At 63.8% G+C, this 24,440-nt stretch carries 25 protein-coding genes and 1 pseudogene; 9 read left to right on the forward strand and 17 right to left on the reverse strand.

Annotated elements, in window-relative coordinates; genetic code table 11:
- Positions 1-56 precede the first annotated feature (56 nt).
- The 12 genes from B215_RS0116910 to B215_RS0116970 form a co-directional block, all read right to left on the reverse strand.
- The gene (locus B215_RS0116910) at positions 57-641 is read right to left on the reverse strand and encodes a hypothetical protein (protein ID WP_019370829.1); all 585 of its coding nucleotides are present in this window, start codon (positions 639-641) and stop codon (positions 57-59) included.
- Between the two features lie 233 nt (positions 642-874).
- Entirely contained in the window at positions 875-1,192 is a 318-nt protein-coding gene (locus tag B215_RS20355; RefSeq protein WP_019370830.1) for a hypothetical protein, read from the reverse strand.
- 304 nt (positions 1,193-1,496) lie between these two features.
- Complete coding sequence (locus tag B215_RS20360; RefSeq protein ID WP_019370831.1) at positions 1,497-1,988, reverse strand: hypothetical protein; 492 nt, start codon at positions 1,986-1,988, stop codon at positions 1,497-1,499.
- A 24-nt stretch (positions 1,989-2,012) separates the two neighbouring features.
- Positions 2,013-2,303 (reverse strand): hypothetical protein, encoded by a 291-nt coding sequence (locus tag B215_RS20365; RefSeq protein WP_019370832.1) that lies wholly within the window; start codon positions 2,301-2,303, stop codon positions 2,013-2,015.
- 471 nt (positions 2,304-2,774) lie between these two features.
- Entirely contained in the window at positions 2,775-3,812 is a 1,038-nt protein-coding gene (locus B215_RS0116930; RefSeq protein ID WP_019370833.1) for a DUF2493 domain-containing protein, read from the reverse strand.
- A 79-nt stretch (positions 3,813-3,891) separates the two neighbouring features.
- Positions 3,892-4,446, reverse strand: a complete 555-nt coding sequence (locus tag B215_RS20710) for a DUF736 domain-containing protein (RefSeq protein ID WP_019370834.1) — start codon at positions 4,444-4,446, stop codon at positions 3,892-3,894.
- Between the two features lie 1,122 nt (positions 4,447-5,568).
- Entirely contained in the window at positions 5,569-5,778 is a 210-nt protein-coding gene (locus B215_RS21895) for a hypothetical protein (protein WP_019370836.1), read from the reverse strand.
- A gap of 22 nt (positions 5,779-5,800) precedes the next feature.
- Positions 5,801-7,906, reverse strand: a complete 2,106-nt coding sequence (locus B215_RS0116950; RefSeq protein WP_019370837.1) for a phosphocholine-specific phospholipase C — start codon at positions 7,904-7,906, stop codon at positions 5,801-5,803.
- 30 nt (positions 7,907-7,936) lie between these two features.
- Positions 7,937-8,950 carry a phosphonate ABC transporter, permease protein PhnE gene (gene phnE, locus B215_RS0116955; RefSeq protein ID WP_019370838.1) on the reverse strand — a complete coding sequence of 338 codons (1,014 nt, stop codon included), beginning with the start codon at positions 8,948-8,950 and terminating at the stop codon, positions 7,937-7,939.
- Entirely contained in the window at positions 8,947-9,702 is a 756-nt protein-coding gene (locus B215_RS0116960; protein WP_019370839.1) for a phosphonate ABC transporter ATP-binding protein, read from the reverse strand. Before B215_RS0116960 ends, phnE begins: the two co-directional genes overlap by 4 nt.
- Positions 9,699-10,640, reverse strand: a complete 942-nt coding sequence (locus tag B215_RS0116965) for a phosphate/phosphite/phosphonate ABC transporter substrate-binding protein (RefSeq protein ID WP_019370840.1) — start codon at positions 10,638-10,640, stop codon at positions 9,699-9,701. The genes B215_RS0116960 and B215_RS0116965 overlap by 4 nt, the downstream gene beginning before the upstream one ends.
- A gap of 108 nt (positions 10,641-10,748) precedes the next feature.
- Entirely contained in the window at positions 10,749-12,932 is a 2,184-nt protein-coding gene (locus B215_RS0116970) for a TonB-dependent receptor plug domain-containing protein (protein WP_019370841.1), read from the reverse strand.
- Positions 12,933-13,149: 217 nt separating this feature from the next.
- Here B215_RS0116970 and B215_RS0116975 point away from each other — a divergent pair, with 217 nt between their 5' ends.
- The gene (locus B215_RS0116975) at positions 13,150-14,037 is read left to right on the forward strand and encodes a MurR/RpiR family transcriptional regulator (protein WP_019370842.1); all 888 of its coding nucleotides are present in this window, start codon (positions 13,150-13,152) and stop codon (positions 14,035-14,037) included.
- Here the strand turns inward: B215_RS0116975 and B215_RS20375 are convergent.
- On the reverse strand, positions 13,974-14,759 hold the full coding sequence (locus tag B215_RS20375; RefSeq protein WP_160327965.1) for an HAD-IIA family hydrolase: 786 nt from the start codon (positions 14,757-14,759) through the stop codon (positions 13,974-13,976). The genes B215_RS0116975 and B215_RS20375 overlap by 64 nt on opposite strands.
- 442 nt (positions 14,760-15,201) lie before the next feature.
- Between B215_RS20375 and B215_RS21900 the strand changes: the two are divergent.
- Positions 15,202-15,955: pseudogene (locus B215_RS21900) on the forward strand (IS5 family transposase).
- 319 nt (positions 15,956-16,274) lie between these two features.
- Entirely contained in the window at positions 16,275-16,733 is a 459-nt protein-coding gene (locus B215_RS20715) for a hypothetical protein (RefSeq protein WP_019370847.1), read from the forward strand.
- A gap of 14 nt (positions 16,734-16,747) precedes the next feature.
- On the opposite strand, the gene B215_RS0117005 is transcribed toward B215_RS20715, so the two are convergent.
- The 4 genes from B215_RS0117005 to B215_RS0117020 all read right to left on the reverse strand — a co-directional run bounded on the left by B215_RS0117005 (position 16,748) and on the right by B215_RS0117020 (position 19,249).
- Complete coding sequence (locus B215_RS0117005) at positions 16,748-16,942, reverse strand: hypothetical protein (protein ID WP_019370848.1); 195 nt, start codon at positions 16,940-16,942, stop codon at positions 16,748-16,750.
- A gap of 222 nt (positions 16,943-17,164) precedes the next feature.
- Positions 17,165-17,572 (reverse strand): type II toxin-antitoxin system VapC family toxin, encoded by a 408-nt coding sequence (locus tag B215_RS0117010; protein ID WP_019370849.1) that lies wholly within the window; start codon positions 17,570-17,572, stop codon positions 17,165-17,167.
- Positions 17,569-17,835 carry an AbrB/MazE/SpoVT family DNA-binding domain-containing protein gene (locus B215_RS0117015; protein ID WP_026009362.1) on the reverse strand — a complete coding sequence of 89 codons (267 nt, stop codon included), beginning with the start codon at positions 17,833-17,835 and terminating at the stop codon, positions 17,569-17,571. The genes B215_RS0117010 and B215_RS0117015 overlap by 4 nt, the downstream gene beginning before the upstream one ends.
- A 400-nt stretch (positions 17,836-18,235) precedes the next feature.
- Complete coding sequence (locus B215_RS0117020; protein WP_082664495.1) at positions 18,236-19,249, reverse strand: MerR family transcriptional regulator; 1,014 nt, start codon at positions 19,247-19,249, stop codon at positions 18,236-18,238.
- Positions 19,250-19,288: 39 nt separating this feature from the next.
- On the opposite strand from B215_RS0117020, the gene B215_RS0117025 reads away from it, so the two are divergent.
- The 6 genes from B215_RS0117025 to B215_RS0117050 all read left to right on the forward strand — a co-directional run bounded on the left by B215_RS0117025 (position 19,289) and on the right by B215_RS0117050 (position 24,354).
- Complete coding sequence (locus tag B215_RS0117025) at positions 19,289-19,933, forward strand: recombinase family protein (RefSeq protein ID WP_019370852.1); 645 nt, start codon at positions 19,289-19,291, stop codon at positions 19,931-19,933.
- Positions 19,933-21,594, forward strand: a complete 1,662-nt coding sequence (locus B215_RS0117030) for an integrase (RefSeq protein ID WP_019370853.1) — start codon at positions 19,933-19,935, stop codon at positions 21,592-21,594. The genes B215_RS0117025 and B215_RS0117030 overlap by 1 nt, the downstream gene beginning before the upstream one ends.
- On the forward strand, positions 21,594-22,565 hold the full coding sequence (locus tag B215_RS0117035; RefSeq protein ID WP_019370854.1) for an ExeA family protein: 972 nt from the start codon (positions 21,594-21,596) through the stop codon (positions 22,563-22,565). Before B215_RS0117030 ends, B215_RS0117035 begins: the two co-directional genes overlap by 1 nt.
- A 235-nt stretch (positions 22,566-22,800) precedes the next feature.
- A complete protein-coding gene (locus B215_RS20720) occupies positions 22,801-23,262 on the forward strand; it encodes a hypothetical protein (protein WP_019370855.1) in 462 nt (153 codons plus the stop codon).
- A 178-nt stretch (positions 23,263-23,440) separates the two neighbouring features.
- Positions 23,441-23,965 (forward strand): hypothetical protein, encoded by a 525-nt coding sequence (locus tag B215_RS0117045; RefSeq protein ID WP_019370856.1) that lies wholly within the window; start codon positions 23,441-23,443, stop codon positions 23,963-23,965.
- The gene (locus tag B215_RS0117050; protein WP_019370857.1) at positions 23,962-24,354 is read left to right on the forward strand and encodes a DUF3768 domain-containing protein; all 393 of its coding nucleotides are present in this window, start codon (positions 23,962-23,964) and stop codon (positions 24,352-24,354) included. The genes B215_RS0117045 and B215_RS0117050 overlap by 4 nt, the downstream gene beginning before the upstream one ends.
- Positions 24,355-24,440 lie beyond the last annotated feature (86 nt).

Genomic DNA, 24,440 nt, shown 5'->3' on the forward strand with positions numbered 1-24,440 from the left:
GAAGCGTGGCCGCCAGGCCAACGCTTCCCATGCTTTCGGTTTCGTCGTGGTAGGTGTCAGGCCCAAGCGAGGTGGGGAGCCCCTTCGAACGCCTTCACCCGCGCCATTTCGGTCAGGTGCGGGAGGTATCGCTCCAAGCCGGGTTCGTTGGAAATCCTGCGGTAGATACTGGGATCGGAAAGGCGGCGGCGAAGCTCGTCCAGAGGGATCGCGCCCATGGTCTCCGATCCGTCAAGACCAAGCATCTCAAGGATCGCTACGCCGCTCTGGCTGGAGACTTCCAGCGCGGGCGCGGCGTCGGCATCGGACGATAGTCCGAGCCAGATGTCGCGGTCCGCTTCGGAGCGCCAGACCCGAATGCGACGGCCTCGAAACTGCGCCTCTTCGAGCACGGTGATGACGCCGGGGTAATGGTCGAAACAGGCGGATACGGATGCCAGCGAAAGCGGGCAGACCCGTGCGCTAAACGAGAAGCTGTGCTCGACGGGAGAGCCGTGCTCCGGGAACATCAGTGCCATCTGGTGGCGGTCGCTCTCGGCGGCCAGCAACCGGCAGAGTTCGCCGAGCTGATCGGAGTTGATGATCGCTGGCGTGATGGTGAGGGGATTGAAGCCGTCGTCGACGCGGAACCTGATGGACATCGCCACCTCCTTTGGTTGAACCGCTTTTCCCTTTCCCTCTCCTCTCTAGCGCCGTGTGGGCGCGCCTGATCGTCCCGGTGTCGCCGGCGATGCGTAGTGCCTCGCGAGGCCCGCCAGGGGGTCGCTAGAGGCCGAGCGAGCCGGGACGAGCAGCGTCGCAACAGGCATGAAAAAGGGCCGCGAGGTTCCCCTCGCAGCCCTGAAAAAAGGAGGAGCAGAGCGCTCCTCCGATATTACTTTAAGAATGGCACCACAGCGGTTGCAGCACCACCGACTAGCGCCACGATAGCGATGATGCTCGTGATGATAATCATCCACACCCGCATCTGGTCGACGCCCTTGCCGACTACATCGACGCCCTTGTTTACAGCTTCGATGCTCATCTTCATGCTGTCCATGTTGGACTTCATGCCGTCGAGCTTCGCCTCGAGCGCCTTGTTTGCCTGACCGACTACCATATCGATGTGCTCCTCGAGCGCTTCCACGACCTTCGCGGCCGTATCGTCATCGATATTAGCGCTCTTCAGAGCACGAAACAACAGAACCTCCATGATGATCCTCCTTGATCGTCGAAAAGACGTTCCCTCGCTTTGGGTGCGGCGGCGAGGGTCAAGGATCGCGAAGCGACCGCGTAAGCGGCGGTAGGGGCAACGATTTTCCCGCAGGGAAAATGGTGGGACCCTGCCGTCCTTGAGGCTCGTCGCCGCGCCCAACACACTGGGACGACTTTGAGAAAGAGATCCCCACACGCGCCCATGGCGTGGGCCGGGGCTCGATGCCCCGGCGCACGCCGTCTCGAGGCAATGCGTAGCGAGGGGAGGCCCGAAGGGGCCGGACCGACGCGAGCGAGCCGGATCACACCAGCGCCAGCGCGCGGGCGAGGGTGGGATCTCCCGCGCCGTTCACAAGCTCGCCGCGGATCTCGCCGCGTGCGATCTTGCCCCGGATCTTCGCCAGCTCTTCGGCGGTCGGCTTGACCTTGTAGGCGAACAGCGCCGGTGAACCCTCGGTCTGGTCAAGCAGGATCACCTTTGCCTTCAGCAGCCGATCCAGCCGCTGCCGCGCCAGCTGGCCGTCGATCAGATCGCCGACGACCAATTCGAGGCAGTTCGGCAGCTGGTATCCTTTGCCTTTTGTGGGCGGCGTGTTGTCCGCCAACCAAGCATCGATTTCCGCGACGCTTGGGCCGGAATAACCTTCCAGTGGATCGTATAGATCGGCCCCGCCGCAACCGCGATTACTGGCCTCGAATGCCGGTTCGCCGTTGACGCAAACGACAGCGGTGTAGGCATGGGTTTCCTGCGACAGGGACGCGCAATGACGCAGCTTCTTGAGCGTGATTTCCATGGGAATTATCCTCTGGGAAGCTGTTCACGCGGGCACGGCCGCGATCAGCAGATGTGGCGGGATGACGAAGCGGGCGAGCATTTCGATCGGAACGTCGCCTTCACGGGCGAGCCGGTGTTCGAGGTGGTCCAGGTAGAGCCACGCTTCGGCCGTTTCTTCGTTGACGCACTCGTCTGCCATCGAGGTCCGGCGGCAGAATTCCGGGGTCATCTGTGACCAGTCCAGGGCGTCGAGGAATCGCTCGCGGCGCTCGCCGTATCGAACGATCCGCGCATAGTCCGAGGCGATGATGTCAATGCAGGTTGAGAGGAGCATGGGGTGCCCTTTCACTCGGTGGAGACCGCCTCTTTCCCTCCCTCTCTCCTCTCGGCCGCAGGCCGACAGACGCGCGCATGCGCGTGACCGGCGCCCGCCTGCCAAGCCGCAGAAGCAGTCGCTCATGCGAGCCATAAGGAGTGGGCGGCAAAACTTGCCTGGTGTCAGGTGAGGGCCGGCAAGATTTGCCGGGTGCGCGTCATCTCGGCGGCGGTTGATCCCTTGTCCAAGCCAGCGGCAGCGCCTTACCGGAGGGGGGAAGGTCGCCGCGCGTGCCGCCGCTTCCGAGCCCCGACGGGGGCGAGGCGGGCGGTGGCACGCGCGGCGACCTGGCGTGGGGGGAACCTGTAGGGTTCACCCCACTCCTGCCGGCACGACAAAGGGCCAGCGCCGGGAGGGTTGCCCCGGTGCTGGCCAGTCATTTCCTGCCAAGGAAAAGGGGAGGGCGGCGCGGCGGCACCGCCCTAAAGCTCACCCCCACATGCTGCGGCTCTGCGCGGGGGCGGGGGCTTGGTTTGCGTGTCGGAAAGCGTGCGTTGGGACGCCTGCAGCCTTGAGGCTGTCGAGCAAGTTCGCTTGCAGGCCGGAGCCTTCGCAGACAATCGCCTCAACGGGACGGAGCGCGGCCAATTGGTCATTGCGGACGAACCCGGCGCGCTTCCCATAGCGGGCGCTGTTCGGCGTGAAAGCAACAACCGGAACGCCTCGGCTTGCGGCCCATGCCGTGGCGATCGCGTCCGCGCCCTTGCGCTGGGCGGTCGTGCAAAGCGTCATATGCGGCACGCGCTCCTTGATCTGGTCCAGTTTGGTCCAGATTTGTTCGTGGTCGTGCCATTCCTGCCCGCCCGAAAAAACGATAAGCGGGCCTGTGGGGGTGCGCTGTTCACGGATCGCGGTTGCGCGGCCCTTGAGGAAGTCGGCGGCGGCGATCTGGCTTGCCGTGGTCGCGCTGGAAACCCGGCTCCCGCGCGCGCTGCTCCACGGGCGGCCTGTCTGCGTGCGGTAACATTCGGCGGCATAGTCGCGCATGCACTCGATAGCGGCCCGCTGCTCCATTTTGGTCTGGGTGCGCAGCTGCAATTCCTCCAGTTCCACGGCGTAGATTTCGGACGGATCTGCGCGGCGGACTAGCTCGCCAAGCTCAAGGGAAAGTGAGTCTTCTTCGCGGGCCAGCTTGGCGGCTTCAAAGTGAAAGCTGTTCACGAAACCCCACGCAATCGCCTGCGCGCTGGTCTCTAGGCGGGTGTCGCGGAACAGGTCGAAAAGCGTCACCATGATAGCGCGGCAATCGTGCTGCGCCTCGGCGGGCTCGGGCATGTCGAGTTCCTGCGGAACTGCGCCCGCTTCGATGATGGAAAGCGCGCCCACGTCGCCGAACGCTTGGGCAAAGGCGGGTGCGGTGGTGTCTTCGCGGATCGCGTCGGCAATCGCCTCGTCGCGGTAGTCGTTGAAGGCTTCGCCAAGCTGCGCGAGGCTGCTAAAGCGGCGGTTAGTCGTTGCTTTCGTCATGGTCTCTAATCCCTTGGCAGATGGTCGCGATTAGGGTCGGGGGAGCGTTCCCGCGCTCTCCCCGCCCGTCTTTCGGTCGTTAGAAGCCCACTTCGTCTTCAAGGGTGCCAGCCCCGACCAGCTTTCCGGCGTCGGTGGCGTTGCCCTCGAAACAATCGCTTCGGGTGCGGCGCTGGCGGCGGTTCGCCTTCGGTGCTTCGTCGTCGCTCTGCGCACCACCCAGCGGCGGGAAGGCTTCTTCGTTTGCTTCCTCGGCTGCGTCGTCCTGACGGCCGCGACGGCTGCGGCGGTTGCCGTCCATATCGCGCGTGCCACGGTCGGGGCGGTTCCACACGACGCGGAAGCCGTCGACGTCGTCACCGAAAAGCATGATCGGAAGCGGTGCGGTGAAGCTCGGGTCTTCAAGCCGTCCCTGATAGAAGGTTTCGCCGCTGGTGTTGCTCACCTGCGCCCACAAGGAACCAACCTGCACCCAACGCTTGGCGACGTTCAGTGCCATGATCTCGAACGCGGGCGCGCGGTCATTGTCGCTGCGGATCGGCTTGAGGCCAAGGCGGGGAAGGTCGATAGTAACCGAAGCGATGGAACCGAGAAGATCGCCGCTGGCAACGCGCTTGAATTCACCGATGTTCATGTCACTTACTCCGCTATGTGGGGGCTTCTCCCCCCTGTCTGGTCCGGGGCGTCTCCCCTTCCCTTCCGACATCTTTCTTTTACTCTCTCCCCTCTAGGTATTCTAGCGCATTGATTTCTTGACGAGATTTCATCGTACCTGGTGAGTCCGAGCAAAGAAAAAGCCCCGACTAGGGGCGCAAAGAAAAAGGCAAATAACGCATTGGCCGCTCATGCGGCCAATTCTGTCTCTATAGCTGCGTTGAGCGCGGCCTGCCCTTGATCTCATCGCACCCGGAGCCGTCCTCGCAGGGGCTCAAGGGGCGGGCCTGTTCGGCGCGGGCAACATAAATGACGGAGGCTCCGTCGCGCTCGCGCGATGAAAACCGTAGGGCCATCAAACAAAAAGCATTGGCCGCAAGGCCAATTCAGAAGCGGCCCGGTATTTCTGTTGAGGGGGCTTCCAACAAACAAAAGCATCGGCCGTAGGCCGATACCCCTTTGCCCCCGACCGTGGCGGGCAGGGCTGCCACGCCGAGACACTGAGAGGCGGCGAAGGGGGCGATGAGATCATGGGCTCACAAGCAGCCCATGACGCGCCCAAGCGCGTCATTCGACAGCCGTAGGCTGCTGGGGATGCAAGGTCAGCGTGCGACCAGGTGGAGGGCAGGGGAGAGCGATCGCGGCGCATCCCACGATAGGTGGTCGTAACCCGATAGGGCCGAGACCGCTTGCGGGCTCGGTCGGAGCGTGCGCAGCGCGCGGAGATAGGGCGCCGGTGCCGGCCAAACGAACAATGCATTGGCCGCAGGCCAATTCTTGATGCCGGCAATCGCGAAGAACTGCCGCGGCTTCAATTCTGCGTCGTTTTCCGAATTGGATCTGCAGACGTCTTAAGCGTCTTAATGGCGGGGCAGCTTCCCCAAGAGTACCGACCAATCCGTGGAACCAATGGACACTTAACCTCGCGTTCCACCTCCGATCTGTCGATAATCAATTTAGTGCCCTGAGTCGGTTCCACATCTAAGAGGGAGTATAGATTCATTTATTTGCAGTTCCATGTTCGTTCTATTGCCTTTCCGGGAGGCAAGGGAAGACCGCACTTCGTGCCTGCCGGTTGCTAGGTTGGCCCGGATGAACCGACTCATTTCATCATCGCGATGCCAAGGTCGTCATCTCCCAGCATCTGGGCCGGGCGCAGAAGCTCAGGATCGACGCCGCCATCTACGCATGGCGGCATCTCATCGAAAACTTCTTCCGCAACCTCAAAGAGTTCAAGCGCGTCGCCATGCGCGCCTGCAAGACCGACCGCAGCTTCGAAGCCATGATCTACCTCGCTGCCGCCGTCATCCACTCAGGAGGAATCCCCACAGGCCCTAGGCTTGGCGCTGGCGCAGGCCCGCTTGATCGCCGGACCCCATCAACGGATCGCTAAACCCGGCGCGTCCGTCTTCGAGGCGGCCGGCGAAGTGCAACTCGCCGCCCGCCGCCGCAAGCCGGAAATCGTACCAATTGGCGGTGTCGGCGACGCTCCAGCGGGTATCGCCGCGGATCGTCCTGTCGGCCTGGCGGCGATAGGCATCCTGCCCCAGCACCGCCTCTCCCCCGCTCAGCGCGACGGTCAGCGATCGGCGGCGCGGATCGTCGCGCAACCGGACCGCCGGCAGGGACGCGACCCCGCCGGCTAGGCGGAAGCCGCGCACAAAGCCGTTGGGGCCGAACACGACGAGGTCGAACTGGCCATCGACCGGCGCCCATTCACCCGCCAGCCGCTTGCCCGCCTCCACCGCATAGCGGCGCGGCAACGCTTCGGGCGCGCGCTTGTCATAGACGTGGAAGGTTGCGCCCACCGTGCCATCATTGACGAATCCGAGCACCAGCCCCTGGCCGTCCGCTGCCGGGGCCGCATCGACATGGAGCCGATAGGGCAAGGCGCGCGATCGGCGGATGCCCGCTTCCTGCGTCACCGTCTGCGGCGCGCGCGGTGGCAACAGCTTGGGCCGGGCGAGATGCTCGGCCAGGATCGCCTCTGCGCGGCTGACATCGGGCAGCGATAGCGCGGTTGCATCCCCCGCGCCGGTGAAGTCGAAGCAGGAGGTCATGTCGCCGCACATCGCCCGGTGCCACGGGCTGATGCCGGGAATGGTCACGCCGAACCGCTTTTCCAGAAACTGCCCGACCGAGGTGTGATCGAACACCTCGCTATTGACCCAGCCGCCCCGGCTCCAGGGCGACACGACATACATGGGCACGCGCGGCCCTAGCCCGAAGGGGCGGATATTGCCCGATGCGGTGTCGTCGCGAGACAGATACTGGTCGGCATGGTCGTCGAAATAATGGCCCGCCAGATCGAACGTCGCGTCGCCCGCGAGCGACCCGTCGGGGCGATAGGAGGGCGGCGCGGGCGGCGGGACATGGTCGAACTGGCCGTCATTTTCGTCAAAAGTCTGGAAGAAGACGGTGCCGCTCCACAGCTCGGGATTGGCTGTCAGCGCGTCGAGCACCTGCGCGGTGAAGGCCGCCCCCTCAATCGGGGTCGACGCGCCGGGATGCTCGGACTTTTCCTTGGGCGGCAGCACCCAGGACACGGCGGGCAGCGTGCCGTCGCGTACGTCCTGCGCGAACTGGTCGAGCGACCAGTGGCGCATACCGCGCTCATAGAGCGGCTCGCCCGGCCGGGTTTCGCGAAATCCCTTGAAGGCCAGGCCGCCATGCATCGCCCCGGTCCAGTTGTCGTTCGGATCCTGATAGATTTTCCAATCGACCCCGGCATCCTGCAACACCTCGGGAATGGTCTTCCACGCCAGCGCATTGCCGGCATAAGTATAGCCGGGTTCGGGCAGCGCGCCCTTCACCCAGCAGCGCAGGTTGTTGGGTTCGCTATGCGTGTCGCGGCAGTTGATGCCCTGGGCTCGCTGTTCGGGATCGAACCCCGCGCCGGACCAGAAGACGACGCGGTTGGGATCGGTGCCCGACGTGACCGAACAGAAATAGGCGTCGCAAATGGTGAACGCCTCGGCCAGCGCGAACTGGAAGGGGATATCGCCGCGCTTGTAATAGCCCATCGAATAATCGGTCTTGAACTTGGGCCACAGGCCGAACCGCCCTTGGTTCCACGCCGCCTGCGCATCGGCAAAACTGTGCGGCGTGCCCGGCACCTTCAGCGCATTGGTCCGCTCGGTATCGAGGTGAAAGGGCGGCAGCGGGCGGACGCCGTTCGATTGCGACCAGACCGGCTGGTCGCCGGGCAGCGGCACGGTATGGCGCTCGCCAAAGCCGCGCACGCCCTTCAACGTCCCGAAATAATGGTCGAAGGAGCGGTTCTCCTGCATCAGGATGACGATGTGGCGCACATCCTTGATCGTGCCGGTGCGGCGCGACGGGGCGATGGCCAGCGCCCGGCCGATGCTGGGGGGCAGGGCTATGGCACCGGCGGCGAGGCCACCGAGCTTCAACAGGTCGCGGCGACGGGTATCGGTCATCGGATCACTCCAGGCAGGGATGGACAGGGATCACAGGACATGGCGCCGCAGCCGCACCGACAGCTGGTCGAGTGCAAGCACGACGAGGAAGATCGCGATCAGGATCGTGGCGACATGGCCATATTCGTACAGGTCGTACCGGCCCTTCAGCTCCTGGCCGATGCCGCCGGCACCGACGAGGCCGACCACCGTCGCCATCCGGATATTCCGATCGAGGATGTACAGCGTATAGGCGATGAATTGCGGCATCACCTGCGGCAGGATCGCAAAGCGCCACACCGCCAGCCGTCCGGCCCCGCCAGCGATCAGCGCGCGTTGCGGCCCGGGATCGGCATTCTCCATGTCATCGGCGAAGAACTTGCCGATGAACCCGGCGGCATACAGCCCCAGCGCCAGAATGCCCGCGATCGGGCCAAAGCCATAGGCGACGACCAGGAACAGCGCGCTGACCAGTTCGGGCATGGCGCGGAACGCCGCGACCACCATATGCGCGGCGATCCTGAACGGCGCCGGGGCCGCCATGTTGGTCGCGCCGAGCAGCGCCAGCGGCAGGCCGAGCGCCAGCGCGATGATCGTGCCCCAGAGCGCGATCTCGATCGTCTCGAGCATCTTGGCCGCGACCTCGGCGACATAGCCATAGGGGCGGACTAGCATCGCGACGCGGACCGGATGCGCTTCCAGCCGCAGCGTTTCGGGGTTAAGCCGCTCGCCCTTCCGCGTCTCGACCTCCAGATGCATGCCCCAGGGCAGATGCTCGGGGTCGATATCCGGGCGGCGCGCGGCTTCCTCGCGCGTGGCCAGCGCGATCGGCACCATGCGTCGTGCCAGGGTGGAAAGGCCGCGCAGCACCTGCGAATCGTCGCGGCCGGTGACACTGGCGACCGCCGCCTGCCCGGTCATCGCACTCATCCGGTCGATGCCCATGCGATGGCCCGACACGAGCAGCAGCAGCAACGCGCACAGCGCCATCCACCCCTCTTGCCGGCCGAACGGGCGCGGAAAGGCCGGGGTCGGCGCGGGGCTCGACAGATCGGGCGTGCTCATGCCGCCCGCTCCGCGGGGAACCGCTGATAGAGCGACGACACGCCCTTGCTGTCCAGGGCGGCGGGCGGTCCGTCGAAAACAATCCGTCCGCCGCGCAGGCCGACGATCCGGTCTGCGAAATCGCGCGCCAGGTCGATCTGGTGCAGGCTGCACAGCACCGTCGCGCCGCGCTCGCGCGCCTGCCGCCCGAGCAGCGCCAGGATTTCGCGCGCGTGATGCGGATCAAGGCTGGCGACGGGTTCGTCGGCCAGCACGATCGCCGGATCGAGCATGAAGGCGCGCGCAATCGCGACCCGTTGTTGCTGTCCACCCGACAATTGATCGACCCGCCGGGCGAGCAGATCGGGGGCGAGCCCGACCTGATCGAGCAGCAGGCGCGCCCGCGCCATCATCGGCCCGGGCCACCTCCCGCTCAGCACCCGCCACAGCGGCAGGGTTGCCGCCGCCCCCGCGATCAGGTTGGTCGCGACGCTCGCGCGCGGGGCCAGCCCGAATTGCTGGTGGATCATGCCGATCCTGGGCCGAACCTCTCGCAAGGCGCGACGGTCGAGCCGCCGCCCGTCGACGATGACATTGCCGGCGGTCGGTCGGGCCAGGCCATTGACCATCGCCAGCAGCGACGATTTGCCCGCCCCCGATGGCCCCAGCAGCACGCACAGCTGCCCCGCCGGCACCGTCAGGTCGATGCCTTCCAGCGCGCGGGTGCCATCGGGATAGCGCAATCCCACCCCCTCGAAGCCGATCGCGCTCATCGCGCCGCCTCGCCCGAGCGGCGCAGCATCGCCTCGGTCAGCGCCGGGGTCACGCGCGCGGCCTGGCGTTCGATCCCGTCGAACATCGCCGGGGTGATCTTGGTGTCATAGCCGTCCACCTGCCCGCCGCCATAGCCGCGGATCATCTCCGGCCGGATGCCGGGCGCGGTGGCGATCGTCGCGAAGGCGTCGCGCAGCTGCGCACGGGTTTTCGCCGGCACGCGTGAGCCGACGATCAGCGGCGGATAGGGGATGGGCTCGCTGCGGGCGACGACGCGCAGGTCGCGCGCGCCGGGCACCGCCTCACGCACCGCCTTGTCATAGCTTTCGAACGACAGCGCGGCGGCATCGACCCGCCCTTCGACCAGCGCTGCCAGGCTGCTCGAATGGCTGCCCAGCAGGTGCACGCCGGCCAGGTCGCGCGCCGGGTCGATCCCGGCGTCGAGCAGCATCGTCACCGGAACGACGAGGGAGGAGGTGGAATTGACGTCGCCAAAGGCCATGCGCCGCCCCCGCAAATCGGCGAGCGTGCGGACCGGCGACGCGTTCGGCACGAAAATCCCGGCATGATAGACCGAGCGCTTGTCCTTGACCGCGACCGCCAGCAATTCGGCGCAGCCGCGCCCGCGCGCCTGGAGATAGGTGACCGGGCCGACAAAGGCGATCGCGGCGGAGCCGTTGCACATCCCCTCGACCACCGCGCCATAGGATTGCGCAACCTTCAGGTCGAAGCGCAGCCCGGTCCGCTGGGCCACCGCATCGAACAGCGGGCGATAATCGGCCAGCGTCCCGCTTTCGGTGCCGCCATCGGCGGGGATCAGCAACACCGCCAGCGTCGGCGGCGCGGCACCGCCATGGTCCTGGTTATGGGCGCGCCACCACCAGGTCGCCGCTATCACCGCCAGCACCACCGCCACAATCGTCATCCAACGCTTCATGTCCGTTCCTCCACAGGGTGGATGGGCTCTATCCTCGCCCTGTGACGGCGCGACGAACGGGTCGGTCCTTATGCGGGGCAAGGCCGATCCGTCCGTCACCGCCAGCGGTCAGAAGCTCGTGGTGTAGGAGCCGAAGATCGAGCGCGGCTTGCCCTCGAACGGATAGCCGTAGAAATATTCGGGGCTGTTCAGCTTGATCTCGCCGCGAATAAAGGCCGATCCGAACCGCTGGTTTCCGTATCCCCAGCGTTCGGCATACTGTTCGTTAAAGATGTTGACGAGGCGCAGCTGAAAGCGGTGCTGGCGCTTGTCGCCGGCCCAATAGGCGATCGAGCCGTTGACGACCAGGTAATTGCCGAAATTGGTTCGCAGGCTGTTATTCAAACCGCCGCTCGCATATTCTGGACCCTGATAGCGCGGCAATAGCGTGATGTGGAAACGGTCACCCGGGCTGTTCCAGACGATATTGCCCTGGATCATATATTTGGGCGTCTCGTTGATCTGAAGATTGCTGCCAGCCAAGTGCGCGTCTTGCTTGGTGAAGCTGATGTTGGTCTGCAGCGCGCGGCCGGCATTGACGTTCAGGTCGATCGTGCCGCCGCGAATCTGGGTGACGGCGGTGTTGTTGAACCAGGTGTTCGGGGTCAGGCCCGACGTGCCCTGGATACGGTTGGTGATGTCGGTCCAGAAGATCCCGCCTTCCAGGCCGACCTGTACCGGGCCGAAGTCGCGGTTGAAGCCGGCCGCGCCGTTGAACGTCTTGGTCTGTTCGGTTTTCAGATCGGGATTGCCGACCTGGGTCGGGCTGATCGAGAATAGCTCGTTGGTGCGCGGCAGGCTGTACGAGGTGCCGCCGTTGCCGCGCAGGTAGAAAGCGCCCAGCGGCTGGCGGAAGCCCGCTTTCCAGATCGTCTTCGAACCGAAGGAGTCCGAGAAATCGGTGCGGATTGCCAGTGACAGCGCGGTGTTCGGGCTGAACCCCAGCATCGGCCGCACATCGGCATAGACGCCGGTCACAACCTCGCGCGCATTGCCGACGGGAAAGATCGGATCGGAGTCATTGCGATACGACACCCGCTGCACCCCGGCGACGATCTCCGCCAGCTTGGGGAAGGTGAAGGTGTTGCGCAGGTTCAGGCCGATTTCCTCGAAACCGGCGACCTTTGAATCTTTGCCAAAGCCCTTGTTGGGATAGGGGGTCGAGCGGCCGGTAGTATCGCCGAAGCGAATCGGCTTGCCGGTATCCACGTCGACGCAGCCGGCCTTGTTGCGGCAGATTTCGGCGAAGGTCTCGGTGTTGTTGAGCTTGGGGTTGCTCCAATAGGCGGATATCTCGGTGAACATCCTGTCCGACCAGCGCCGCGATGCCGCGACGTCGATAATCGGATAGCGCACCCGATTGGGCGAATAGGTCTCGTTGTCGGGAAAGGCGTCCTGGAACTCGATCTGGGTATATTGCGCGTTGGCGCGGATCTCGGTCTCCGCATCGGGCCGCCACAGATATTTGATGCCGATATTGTTGCGATTGAGCGGGTATTTCTGGATGCCGCCGGCCTTGGCGACATTGTCGACAAAGTCCTTTGGGTTGAAGATGCGTGGACCATCGGTCTGCTGGCTGCTGCCATAGACCATGAAGCCATGCGCGCCATCGGACGTCAGGTTGAAGCGGGCATTGCCCCACAATTCGCGCGAGTTGAACGAGCCATAGCTGCCGCCGAATTCGACCTTGTTGGTGCCGTCCGGGCGCTTGGTGACGAGACTGACGACGCCGATGCCGCCATTGCTGCCGAAGAACAGGCTGTTGCCGCCGCGGAAGACTTCGACGCGGTCGATCATGTGCGGATCGATCGTCGTCGATCCCCAGATGTCCTCCAGCGCCGGCCCGCGATCGTACAGCGGTACGCCGTCGAGCACGACCAGCGTATCACGATCGCCGCCGCCGTCGAGCCGGATGGTATATTCGCCTTCGTCGGGCGAATAGCCGATATTGGCGCCCTTGATCAGGAACTGCGCGAGTTCGGCGAAGTTGCTGGCACCGCTGGCCGCGATCGCTTCGGAAGTGACGATCTGGACATTGTTGCCGAACTTGGCGGCATCCGACGCTTGCTTGGTCGCCTTCTCGCGCTCACCGGTAACGATGATGGTGTCGTCACCGGGTGCGCTGGGTGCGCGCTGTGTTTGGTCATCGCCGGCCGGCCTCGCCGGATCCGAAGCCGCATGGGCCGTGGTCGGCATGCTGGCAATGGCGATCACCAGCAAGGATGTGATCCCATAGAGTCGTGCGTTGGTCATGATGGTTTCCCCCGAACCGAGATTCCTGCCGCCTCCGGAACCGAACCACGGCCCCTTCGCGTCGACCCGGCCCTAGGCGGTCCATGTGACAGGAAAATGAACAATGCTCATTCTTTATGGGATTCATAAATGAGACATACTGCCTTGGCGTGCAGCAGATTGGGGTTGCCAGCCATCACCCTTTGAGCAATCCTCATTTTTCAACGTGAAAGTGACGATGCCAAGCAAACCGACCAATCCGACATCAACCGGCCAGGGGCCGGTCGGCAATGCGCTCAATCGCATCCGCGTGGCACAGCCCGGTCTGGCCAAGGGTGCGGCGCGAATCGCCGCCTATGTGCTCGATCATGCTGAAGACATCGTCTCGATGTCGGTCACCGAACTGGCCGAGGCAGTGAAGGTGAGCGAAGGCAGCGTCATCAACTTCTGCCGCAGCATCGGCATGACCGGGTTCCAGCAACTCAAGCTCAGCCTGGCGCAGGACATCGTTCAGCCGGTGCAGTTCATTCATGAGGATGTCGCGCCCGACGACGATACCGATACGGTGTGCCGCAAGGTCTTTCATTCCGGGGTTCAGGCGCTGCGCGACTCGCTGTCCATCCTGGACACTGCGGCCATGGCGAGCGCGGTGGCGACGATTCGCGCGGCCCGCCGGGTCGAAATCTACGGCATCGGCTCCTCGGCGCCGGTGGCAGAGGACGCGCACTACCGGATGCTGCGCATCGGGCTCGACGCACGGGTGGTTACCGACAGTCACATCCAGGCGATCAGCGCATCGCGCTGCGATCCCGATGTGGCGGTGCTGACCATCTCGCATTCGGGAGCGACGCACGAGACGGTCGCAGCGACCCGGCTCGCTAAGGAGGCTGGTGCCCGGACGATCGTCGTCACCAATTTCGGGCGATCGCCGATTCAGTCGTTCGCCGACATCGTCCTGTTCACCATGGCCCGCGAAACTCGATACCGCACTGAGGCAATGACCAGCCGGATCGCGCAGTTCTGCGTCGTCGATGCGTTGGTCGCCTCGCTCGCCCTGGCAGATTATGAGCGCGCAACCGCTTCGCTGCGGCAAACATTCGATGTCTTGTCGATCAAGCGTTTCTGATCGCCCCAGTCGACCGGCCAAGCGGAAAGTGGCAATTCGGCCAGGCGCTCGATACTGGTGGTGCCTAGCGGCCCGACCAGAATACTGCCCATGCCGAGCTGGCGCGCACCGGCAATGTCTGTGTCCGGATTATCACCGATCATCACCGCGTCGTTCGGAGCGATTCCTAATGCGGCGCAGGCCCGCCGATATAGCGCGGGGGCGGGCTTACCGATCTCCACATTTACTGCACCCTCGCCGACACAGGCGGTGATCGCGGCCAGGAGCGCTCCGGTTTCGGGCACGATCCGCCCGCCCGCTCCCGGATGGGTGCGGTCGCGATTGGCGACGATCAGTTGCGCGCCGGCCCCGATGGCATCGACGACCCTCTGGAGCGTGGCATAGCTGAAACCGGTATCGCGCAGAAGAAGAACGCGAGCTGGCCTTTGGTTGACCAGCCTTATCTCCAACCGCCGCGCTTCGCGCCTCATCGCCCTCGAGCCGATGAGCAGGGTCGGCGCATCCTCCTTTGCCGCCCATCGCAACGTTTCTACACCCGCCAACACGATCCGGTCGAGCGGCAGATCCACCTGCACCCGCCGCAGCATGGCGGCGAAGGCTTCTCGATCATGGGTGGTATTGTTCGACACGATCGCGCTGAAGCTGTGGCATCGGCGCAGTAGGCTCGCCGCCGCCGGGGTGATCCGCCCTCCAAGCGCCACACACCCGTCCCAGTCGAACAACACCCCGCGGATCGCGTCCCTATCGACGGCGATAACCTCGGGGGAATCCGGGAAAGAAAGCGTAGCGTGCGCAGGTGTCCTCATACAAGATATGAGACATATTCATATTATAGCCCGCTGGCAATGAGTGTTTATGATAAGAGTAGCGACAAGTCGGGCTAAAGCTCCACCGAGGAAGGCGCACCGCGCGGCTATGCAGGCAGGAGGGTATCGAAATGGCGTATTCGGCAGCCATGTTGAACGATGCCGATACTCGGGCCGGCAAGCGTAGGCCAAAAGCCTATAGATCTGCGGATGCACCAAAAGCTTGCGCAGGATGGCCATCCGGTAAGGCGTGGACGCGCTCGCCGGGGTCTTCGGAAGCAGGATGACCGACCATGCTTGAAGCCAGCCATGCAAGGGCCTTTATCCGACCGTCGGCGAGTGACTCGGAGTGTTCTAAATTTGGATCGTGTCCCGTCGCGTGTGTAGCTTCGGCGGCGCAGCCGCTTTGGCCTCCGGTCAGGACCGGGGCGATTCCGCCGCCGTGGATGACAACGTGAGCGCGAGATCATCGCTCAAATTGCGCAACGCTCTCTGCCGTTGGAAGGAAGGGTCGAGCGCCCATGGTCCCTACAATACGCTGTACAATCGGCATAAGCGTTGGTCGGAAAAGGGCGTGCGGCAGGCAGTGTTCGAAGCTCTCGCCGCTGCCGGCGGACCACCGGCTGAGGTCCTGATCGACAGCACGCATGTAAAACCCATCGGTCGCCAGCCGGCGGAAAAGGGGGGCGCATGCCCAAGCGATCGGCAGCAGCCGCGGCGGGCCCAACACCAAGATCCACGCCATTGCCGACGCCCAAGGCAAGCCGCTCGCTTTTCACCTAACGCCGGGCCAGGCCGCGGACTGTCGAGGCGGCCGAAGCGTTGCTGGGCAGCCTGCCGGTCCGCTGCCTCGTCCATGCGGACCGCGCCAATGAGACAACGGCATCCGCGACCTGATTGAGCAACAGGGTGCCGTTCCCAACATCCCGCCCAAGGCCAATCGACGCTGGAGAAGCTGCTTCAGCTGCAGCCTCTACAAGGGGCGCAACGCCATCTAGCGCATGTTCTGCCGCCTCAAGGACTGCCGACGCCTCGCCACGCGCTATGATCGTACAGCCGCCGTCTTCCTCGGCAGCATCCACCTCGCCGCCAGCGTCATGTGGTTTTTGTGAGCCCAGCCCTAGCAAAGTGACGACGATCAACGTCACTGCCAGTGATAAGAACACCCACGCGGCCTTGTTGTCTCCCAGGGATATTGAAGCCATGGCCGCAATCACGGCCAGGATGATGACGGACAGGATTATCCTCAAGGTCGGGGTCTGGAACATAAGCCTTCTCCGTTTCATCGGGCCGGACAAGTTCTTGGAGCGATAAGTATCATCTCTTCAGGGCAGAGTGTTGCCGTCAGCCGCCGTTCTGAAAAAGTTTGTCCTAGGTCTAGCTTTTGTTCATTGTTTGTTCTAAATGCCCTCGTTGCTAGGGAGAGTACCGATGAACATCAACGACGTCCTTCTTGATTTCGATTTTGACCTTCCGCTGCGTGATGCTTTCGAGGATCGCACCTTGAGCCACTCGCGCCGGATGCTTGCGGGGGTGTCGATCGGCATCGACCTGGCGACGGCCTATTATTCGGTCTCGCAGCTCCACGAGGCGCTGGCCGATTTGGAAGATGACCATCGCAGCGGCACGCGCTTCGGCGTGGGTTATGTGGAGGCCGAGGACATCATCAAGGCTGGCAGCCCGTTTCAGACCAAGGTTTGGCACCTGGTGTGCGACCTGAACCTTTCGCAGGCGGTCGCGGATCTTGGCTGGCTGAAGGCAGTTCTCTATTCCCGCGGCAGCATGGCCAAGGCTGCAGCCAAGCAGGTGCGCGTCACCTATGTCACGCAGGCGCAGACGACCGAGGGACCGACGGCCGCGGCGCTGATGCAGGCGGACGCCTTCAGCTGAGCCAAGCGCGCTGGTCAGGCTACGCAGGCGAGGAATGTTTCGCGGCTCAAGGGCGGCTCCGGCGTGACGCGGAAGGGTTGCACGTCGTTGCCTGTGGCGACGACGAACTGTTCAGCGCCGCTCGCGGCACGCAGCTGGACGGCAACGGCATATGCGTTCTCGAAGGACGCGAGGGTGCCGCGCAGCGGCAAGAGGGTCTGGTTGCTCATACGGGGATTCCGTCAATGGAGTTGAAAGGATCGGCGTGGTAACGAATGCTACGGATTGCCGGCGGTCAGCGTTTGGCCGGACATTCGACACGTAGGTTTCCTTGGGAATGGGGTCGCGGGCACTGCCGGTTCGCGGCCCCATTCTGTTTCTGGCGCTGGTTGCTCGAGGGCCCCGATGCGGACCACCAGGATCCTGACAGCTGGGACGATCGGCGTAGCCGATCAGCCGATCCAGTTTTCCACCTTCAGGCCGCGCACGCGCTGGAACTCGCCGATGTTGGCGGTGACGAGCGTCGCGTCGACGGAATAGGCATGGGCTGCGATCATGAGGTCATTGGGGCCGATCGGTTTGCCCGCAGCTTCCAGCTCGGCGCGGATGCCGCCATATTCGGTGTCCGCAGGCACATCGAACGGCAGAATGTCGATAGCATCCAGGATCGCTTCGACCTGGGCGAGCAGCTTCGGAGATCCCTTCTTCGCGCAGCCGTAGCGCAGCTCGGCCGCGGTGATGACGCTGATGCAAATCTGGTCGCTGCCGAGGCGAAGGATGCGGTCGAATACCCGGCCTTGCGGGTTTCTGACCAAGTCCGACACGATATTGGTGTCGAGCATGTACCGCGCGCCGCTCATAGATCGATGTCGCGCAGCGGCTGCAATGTGCTGTCGATGTCGTCGGGGAAGTCATCCTCTGGCGCCAGCGGGGTCAATGCTTTCAGCGTCTCGACAAGATTCGGCTTGGGCTCGGGCTCGATGATGAGCTTGTTGCCCTCTTTGTGGATCAGCACCCGCGTTCCAGAGAACTCAAATTCAGCGGGGATACGCACTGCCTGGCTGCGGTTGTTGCGGAAGAGCTTGGCTTCGCGTGTGCCGCCGATCGGGGAAGGCTGGGCCATGACAATCTCCTTGTATATGCCAAACATATACCACTCACCCTTATAGGGGGCAACGCTGCTGACAGCTGCCTCCCCCGAGTGGTCATTGCTCATTATCGGACGGCTTAGCGGGAACCATCTCTCTCGGTATTCCGACCGTGACAAAGCCGCCGGTGCTGGTCCAACCGTTTACATATACCTGTAGCAGCTCGCAATGATGATCGCCCGGAATTGCAATAAGGGGCATTTTCCGGCTCACATTGTGTGAGACGGATCGACGCGGCAGGCGCACGATCGTTGAGACGGAAATCACATTTGCTGCGACGGACGCGAGATATTCAGCGGACAGCGCAGCATCGTGGAAACTGCGAAAGCCGGTCGATCATATTTGTCTCAATGTGCAGATCGGCCGGCTCTGCGATCAAGCTGCGTCGTCTGGCTTCGGCATAATACCTGCTGCGATGGCCGCACCGTACGCTTGGGAAACGAAATCCATCATTTCGTTCGAAGAAGTCGCCCCAATCGTGAAGCCGGGTTGTTCGTGAATCTCACGCGCGACGGTCCTCATCTTTCTGGTCAGGGCGGGATCGCCGCCCGTCGCCTCGAAAACCTTGTTCATCCAGCGCCGAGCAAGGTCCATCGCTTCGGGCGATCGAGGGTCCCCAGTTTTCATCAGCCGGGCTGCTTCTTCGCCCAGCGCGTTCCAGTCGGCGTCCGGCTTGTCCATGCCCCCATAACCGTTAGCGGCGAGGGTTGCCTGATCGGCGGGTGAGAGGTGCTTGGCAGCGGCCGCTTCATAAGCGGCTGCCAGGTCGTCGTTGCGTTTTTCGGTCATCGCGGTTTCCTTGGTGAGGTTCATCAAATCGTCCGAGGAAAGGCCGCCGTGCTCAGCAAGCTTGGCCCGCGCCGCTGACAGCAACCGGAGCGCCCGATCGACCCGCTTCGCTTCCTGGTGCAGCACCTGTTCGTGCAACTCCAGGAAACTCGCCAAGTCGGGGAGGCCGCCAGACAGGAGTTCGGCGATCCGGCTGAGCGGAAAGCCGAAGCTCTTGAGGGCGATCACCTGGTGCAAGCGCGCGATCTGGTCGGGACCGTAGACCCGCCAACCGGCCGGCGTCCGCTCGGCCCGGAGCAGCCCATGTGCCTCGTATAGACGCAACGCTTTCCCGCTCACACCAAACCTGTGAGCGGCTTCAGCAGAGCGAAGATATGGTCCAGAGTTCGTCAATGCGCCGCCCTTCCTCGAACAAATCGTCCTATCCGGCCTGCCCCAAGGGCCGGTGCAAGGGAAATCGTCGCCAAAGCTTAGAAGACATTCGCTGTCCGTGCCGATGCAGGCACTGTAAGGAAAACGAGCGGTTATCTCGCGGTCGGACAGTGCCGCTTCGAGCGGCTCGAAAACAGCAAGAAAACCCGTTGTGAAAACCAGCGGCATCTTGCACCATGCCGGTGGTCTTTTCTGGCGGGGTACGCATTGCTCATCGGCTATATCCGGGTGTCCAAGTCGGACGGCACGCAAACGCTAGAGCCGCAGCGCCACGCGCTGCTCGCGGCCGGCATCGATCCGTCACGCATCTATGAGGATATGGCATCGGGTCGCCACGATGCGCGGCCGGGCCTGCTCGCCTGCCTTAAGGCGCTTCAGCCGGGCAACACGCTCGTCATCTGGAAGCTCGACCGGCTTGGCCGCGATCTGCGCCACCTCGTGACGACGGCGGAGGATCTCCGGTCGCGTGGAATCGGGTTGAAGGTGCTGGCCGGTGCCGGCGCGCAAATCGACACGACGTCTGCCAATGGCCGTCTCGCTTTCGGCATCTTTGCGGCGTTTGCTGAATTCGAGCGCGAGCTGATCGCCGAGCGCACCCATGCCGGCCTTGCTGCGGCACGCGCGCGTGGTCGCATGGGGGGTCGGCCACGCAAGATGAACCGGGCGACGCTGATGATGGCAATGGCAGCAATGTCCGATCGGGGTGCCGTCGCGGCCGATGTCGCCAAGCGCCTCGGGATCACAACGACCACCCTCTATGTCTACGTCAACGGTGACGGCACTCCCAAGGCACCGGGACAGGCGTTGCTCGACGCCGGCCCGCCCCGGCAACTGCAAAGCCAGGCCGCGTAATGAGCGCGGGCATCACGGTCCCCATCGAGGCGATCGTGATGCTCCGGCGTCGTTTGGCGGCACTGCCGGCAAGGCATCCGGAGCGACAGCCGCTGATGGCATCGACGGCCGAGCTCTACGACATCAGCCGCGCCACGCTCTACCGGCTGCTGCGCGGCGAGCGACGGCCCAAGGACGCACATCGCGCCGATCGCGGCCTGTCGCGTACCATGTCTCCCGACGAGATTGAGTGGTGGTGTGAGGTCGTCGCGGCGATGAAGAGCCGCACGACCAACCGGCAGGGCCGTCCTCTCTCAACGAAGCGTATCCTAGAAATCGTCACCGAACACGGCGTCGAGACCCCCGATCGTGGTCTCGTGAAGCTGCCGCCCGGACGATTGGCGGCCTCAACGCTTAACCGGCACATGCGGCAACGCGGGTACGATACCGAGCGCATGACGCGCGAGCCGGCCGCGGTGCGCTATCAGGCCGAGCGCGCCAACATGCTCTGGCATTTCGACATGAGTCCGTCGGACCTCAAGCAGTTGAAGGTTCCAACCTGGATCGATCCTGATCGCAATGGCGCACCGACGTTGATGCTGTTCTCGGTGGTCGATGACCGCTCGGGTGTCGTCTACCAGGAATATGCGCTCGTCTATGGCGAGGATGCCGAGGCGGCGCTGCGCTTCCTGTTCCGGGCGATGGCTCCGAAGCAAGACAATCCGTTCGAAGGCATCCCGGAGAACATCCAGCTCGATGGCGGCCCGGTCGGCAAATCGAGCGTGTTCAAGCGGGTCATGGAATGTCTTGGCATCACCGTCACTCCGCACATGCCGGCAGGGTCGGACGGACGCCGCACGACCGCGCGCGCCAAGGGGAAGGTCGAGCGCCCGTTCCGCACCGTCAAGGAAGCGCACGAGACGCTGTACCACTTCCACGAACCCGCCAGCGAAGACGAAGCCAATCGTTGGCTGGCCCGCTACATCGCCACATACAACAGCGGCGATCATCGTCGTGAGCCGCATTCCCGGATCGACGACTGGCTTGGCCATCTGCCCGATGGCGGCATTCGCGCCATGTGCAGTTGGGAACGCTACTGCGCGTTCGCGCGGGAGCCCGAACGCCGGAAGGTCGGCCTCGACTGCCGCCTTACCGTGGCCGGCGTCACCTATGAGGTCACGCCCGAAGTGGCCGGTGAAACCGTCGTCGTCTGGTGGGGGCTGCTCGACCAGGAGCTATGGGTCGAGCATGGCGACGAACGGTACGGTCCATTTGATCCGGTCGGAGGGCCGGTACCGCTGCATCGCTATCGCAAGCATCGCAAGAGCCGGCGCGAGGTCCGCGCGGATCGCGTCGATGCGCTGGCGACGAGGATCGGGATTCCCCGCTCGGTCCTGACGGGCGAGGACGACATCGTGGTGATCGGCCGGAAGCCTGCCGATGGGATCGCACCTGTGCCGGCCCGGCCCTTCGCCGATCCCGACCCGTTCGCCGAACTCACCTTCGCGACGCCGCTCAAGGCGCGCTTCGCCATATCCGAGGAACTGCGCCTGCCGCTTGGCGGCCTTTGCGAGGAGGACCGCGCCTTCATCGACGCGCTGCTCGCGCGCACGCTGTCCAGGTCCGAGGTGATGGATGAAATCCGCAGGCGATTCCCGCCCGGCCATAGACGGAGCGGCTGATGCAGACCGAGGTGATGCGCTATTATGGACTGGCAAGGCCCCCGGTCGATCTCGGCTTCTTCGAGACCGAGCATCATGCCCAGCTCACCCATGATCTGAAGACCGCAATAACGGGCGGACGCCTGATCGCACTCACCGCGACCATCGGCTCGGGCAAAACCGTACGGACGCGGCGACTGCGTGAGGAACTGGAGCGCGAGGGGCGCGTGATCGTGTCGCGTGCGCTCAGCCTCGAGAAGGCCAAGATATCGGTGCCGCTGCTGGTCGCGGCACTATTCTATGATCTGTCGTCCGAGAAGACCGTCTCGATACCCAGCCAGTCGGAACGGCGCGAACGCGACTTGCAGGAGCTGTTCCGCAAGGCCAAGCGGCCGGTCGCTCTGTTCGTCGACGACGCGCACGATCTCCACCCCAAGACACTGACCGCGCTCAAGCGCCTCGTCGAGCTTGTCACCGAGGGCGGCGGTCAACTGGCCGTGATCCTCGTCGGCCATCCCAAATTGCGCAACGACCTGAAACGCCCGCTGATGGAGGAAATTGGCGACCGGACCACTGTGTTCGAGTTTGGTGGCCTGCGCGACCGGCAGCGCGACTATATCGACTGGGCGTTGCGCACTGCGCTGTCGCCGGGGATCGAACCCGATGGCGTACTGACCGAGGACGCAGCGATCCTGCTCGCCGCCAAGCTCAAGACCCCGCTCCAGATCGGCCGCCATCTCGTGCGCGCCTTCGAGGCAGGGTTCGAGGCCAGCGTGAAACCGATTGATGCCGGGACCGTGGAGGGCGTGCTGTCGCGCCAGATTGACGACCTCGAACCCCAGCTCACACGCCACGGCTACGACACGAAAAGCCTGGCGGACCAGTTCGACGCCAAGCCGGCGGAGATACGGCAACTCCTCCGGGGTGGGCTTGATCCGGCTCGTGCACGCGAGCTGACTGACGATATGCGCGCGGCAGGCCTGCCGCTTTGATCGTCGTGTCCACGATCCCGCGCCGCTTAGTGAACATCTCGCGTCCGTAGCAGCGAATGTGATTTGTGTCTCACCGAACGTGCGTCTGACGATCGCCAGCGTCTCACATAATCCGAGCCTGAAACGGCCCTCTATTGCAGTTCCAAGCGATCATCATTGCGAGCCGCTACAGCTAGATTGCTAGTCTGATGGCGTCAGCACAGACGGCACCCCTCTCGATAGCGCAGGAGCTCCCATGAGCCGCTATAAGCTGAACCCCAAGGCAGACCGTTCAGAGATCGATCACGCTGTAGTCGGTTGGGATCGTCCGCTCGAGACGTTCTTCGCCCAGGTCTTCACCAAGGCGTCGCCGGAGGAAGACGCCATCGTGTGGGTTGGCACGGACTACCGAGAGATCCGGACACCGGAGGCGGCGATCGCCGCCGTCGACCAATATGCCACCGTGCCGGAAGACATTCGGGCCAAACTGCTGAGCGACTTTGCAGACAAGCCGGCACGTCATCCAGACCCGAACCTCTCGAAAATCAGGGTTCGTGTGCGAGATGTAGAAGATGTTGATCCAGATTTAGTCGGGCGAGAGGGGAACCTTGTTCGCTCACACCTGAGTGGCTACATCGCGAAACTGGATCCTATCAGCGGTGAATCAAGCCCGCGGAGCGAGTTTTTCGCCGCAAGATCCCTGGCTAGGCTCCGCTGACCATACGAGATTAGCAGGCAGACCCTCGACGTGGCCCCCCGCGTGAGCATCGTTCTCCTGCTAAAGGACCCCGCTCCGCCAACCCCCCTTTCGGTGGAGCGGGGTCCGCCTTTTGAGCCGTGCGACCAGAGAGGAGGGGGAGGAGGAGATCGGATCTTGGTGATCCGGGAGAACTCCGATGCCTCACATCATCGATATCGGCGGCACGCCGGCGAACGAGAATTGTGCCCAGCTGGGGCAGACCGAGGATTTCGAGCGCCTCAACCGCCGCGAAGTCGCGGCTTACAAAGCGGCCCTGATCGGCCGTTTCGGCCCGCCTCCGGTGGGCTGCGAGCTCGTCGAGCTGCGCAATCCGCATGACTTCGGGCACTATTTTACCCTCGGCATCCGCATCGCGGACGAGGACGCGGCGATCGCCGCGGCTGCAGACTATATCGAGCAGGTGGAGAACGGCCTCGGTAGCTGGCTTGAGGCGGGCTTCAGAGCGCCTGTCAGCTACGATGACGCCGGCAACGCGGTGCAGGTGCGACAGCTGAGCGATGTCATCGTGTCGGCGCTTCTGATCACGCGGCCGACTTACGACGGGGTGTTCGCTATCCCCGAGAACGCCGCCGTCTACCAGCACCTGGCCGACGCATATCCCGCGGCAGCGGCGATCGCCGCGTCGCGGCTCACATGCGCATGCGCGGGAGTTTCGCAATGACTGCGGACACCGTCTCTCGCACCGAGCCGATAAACACCGAAACCGTATCGCGTACCGCGCGCATCGCCGCGCTGAGCGATCGCTGCCGTCACGGTCTCGATCGGAACGCTCGCCACATGATCACCCAGAATCTTCGCGCGACGCTTGACCAGAATGGGCCGGTACACGGCCTGCTGGCGACCTCGCGTCTCGTGAAGGCGATCCGCGAGTACCAGTTCACTGCCGACGATGGTCCGGAGCGGGACTTCGGCGCCTTTGACTTCGACGGGCACCGGGTCTGCTTCAAGGTGGACTGCTACGAACCGTCGATGGAGTGGGGCGCAGAGGACCCGAGCGACGCATCCGCGACTGTCCGCGTGATGACGATCATGCTCACCAGCGACTACTGAAATGGAGGCGCTCCGCTTCAGCCGGCAGCTGGTTAACCGACTGTATCAAAATTCAATGATATGTCGGCAGGAGAGTAGGGCGAAGC

This window comes from Sphingomonas sp. ATCC 31555, from assembly GCF_000282895.1.
GTDB lineage: Bacteria > Pseudomonadota > Alphaproteobacteria > Sphingomonadales > Sphingomonadaceae > Sphingomonas.

Excerpts from the sequence above, each read along its gene's own strand:
- B215_RS0116910 (WP_019370829.1), bottom strand. The coding sequence starts at position 641 with ATGTCCATCAGGTTCCGCGTCGACGACGGCTTCAATCCCCTCACCATC.
- B215_RS20355 (WP_019370830.1), bottom strand. The coding sequence starts at position 1,192 with ATGGAGGTTCTGTTGTTTCGTGCTCTGAAGAGCGCTAATATCGATGAC.
- B215_RS20360 (WP_019370831.1), bottom strand. The coding sequence starts at position 1,988 with ATGGAAATCACGCTCAAGAAGCTGCGTCATTGCGCGTCCCTGTCGCAG.
- B215_RS20365 (WP_019370832.1), bottom strand. The coding sequence starts at position 2,303 with ATGCTCCTCTCAACCTGCATTGACATCATCGCCTCGGACTATGCGCGG.
- B215_RS0116930 (WP_019370833.1), bottom strand. The coding sequence starts at position 3,812 with ATGACGAAAGCAACGACTAACCGCCGCTTTAGCAGCCTCGCGCAGCTT.
- B215_RS20710 (WP_019370834.1), bottom strand. The coding sequence starts at position 4,446 with ATGAACATCGGTGAATTCAAGCGCGTTGCCAGCGGCGATCTTCTCGGT.
- B215_RS0116950 (WP_019370837.1), bottom strand. The coding sequence starts at position 7,906 with ATGACCGATACCCGTCGCCGCGACCTGTTGAAGCTCGGTGGCCTCGCC.
- phnE (WP_019370838.1), bottom strand. The coding sequence starts at position 8,950 with ATGAGCACGCCCGATCTGTCGAGCCCCGCGCCGACCCCGGCCTTTCCG.
- B215_RS0116960 (WP_019370839.1), bottom strand. The coding sequence starts at position 9,702 with ATGAGCGCGATCGGCTTCGAGGGGGTGGGATTGCGCTATCCCGATGGC.
- B215_RS0116965 (WP_019370840.1), bottom strand. The coding sequence starts at position 10,640 with ATGAAGCGTTGGATGACGATTGTGGCGGTGGTGCTGGCGGTGATAGCG.
- B215_RS0116970 (WP_019370841.1), bottom strand. The coding sequence starts at position 12,932 with ATGACCAACGCACGACTCTATGGGATCACATCCTTGCTGGTGATCGCC.
- B215_RS0116975 (WP_019370842.1), top strand. The coding sequence starts at position 13,150 with ATGCCAAGCAAACCGACCAATCCGACATCAACCGGCCAGGGGCCGGTC.
- B215_RS20715 (WP_019370847.1), top strand. The coding sequence starts at position 16,275 with ATGAACATCAACGACGTCCTTCTTGATTTCGATTTTGACCTTCCGCTG.
- B215_RS0117005 (WP_019370848.1), bottom strand. The coding sequence starts at position 16,942 with ATGAGCAACCAGACCCTCTTGCCGCTGCGCGGCACCCTCGCGTCCTTC.
- B215_RS0117010 (WP_019370849.1), bottom strand. The coding sequence starts at position 17,572 with ATGAGCGGCGCGCGGTACATGCTCGACACCAATATCGTGTCGGACTTG.
- B215_RS0117015 (WP_026009362.1), bottom strand. The coding sequence starts at position 17,835 with ATGGCCCAGCCTTCCCCGATCGGCGGCACACGCGAAGCCAAGCTCTTC.
- B215_RS0117020 (WP_082664495.1), bottom strand. The coding sequence starts at position 19,249 with ATGCCGCTGGTTTTCACAACGGGTTTTCTTGCTGTTTTCGAGCCGCTC.
- B215_RS0117030 (WP_019370853.1), top strand. The coding sequence starts at position 19,933 with ATGAGCGCGGGCATCACGGTCCCCATCGAGGCGATCGTGATGCTCCGG.
- B215_RS0117035 (WP_019370854.1), top strand. The coding sequence starts at position 21,594 with ATGCAGACCGAGGTGATGCGCTATTATGGACTGGCAAGGCCCCCGGTC.
- B215_RS20720 (WP_019370855.1), top strand. The coding sequence starts at position 22,801 with ATGAGCCGCTATAAGCTGAACCCCAAGGCAGACCGTTCAGAGATCGAT.
- B215_RS0117045 (WP_019370856.1), top strand. The coding sequence starts at position 23,441 with ATGCCTCACATCATCGATATCGGCGGCACGCCGGCGAACGAGAATTGT.
- B215_RS0117050 (WP_019370857.1), top strand. The coding sequence starts at position 23,962 with ATGACTGCGGACACCGTCTCTCGCACCGAGCCGATAAACACCGAAACC.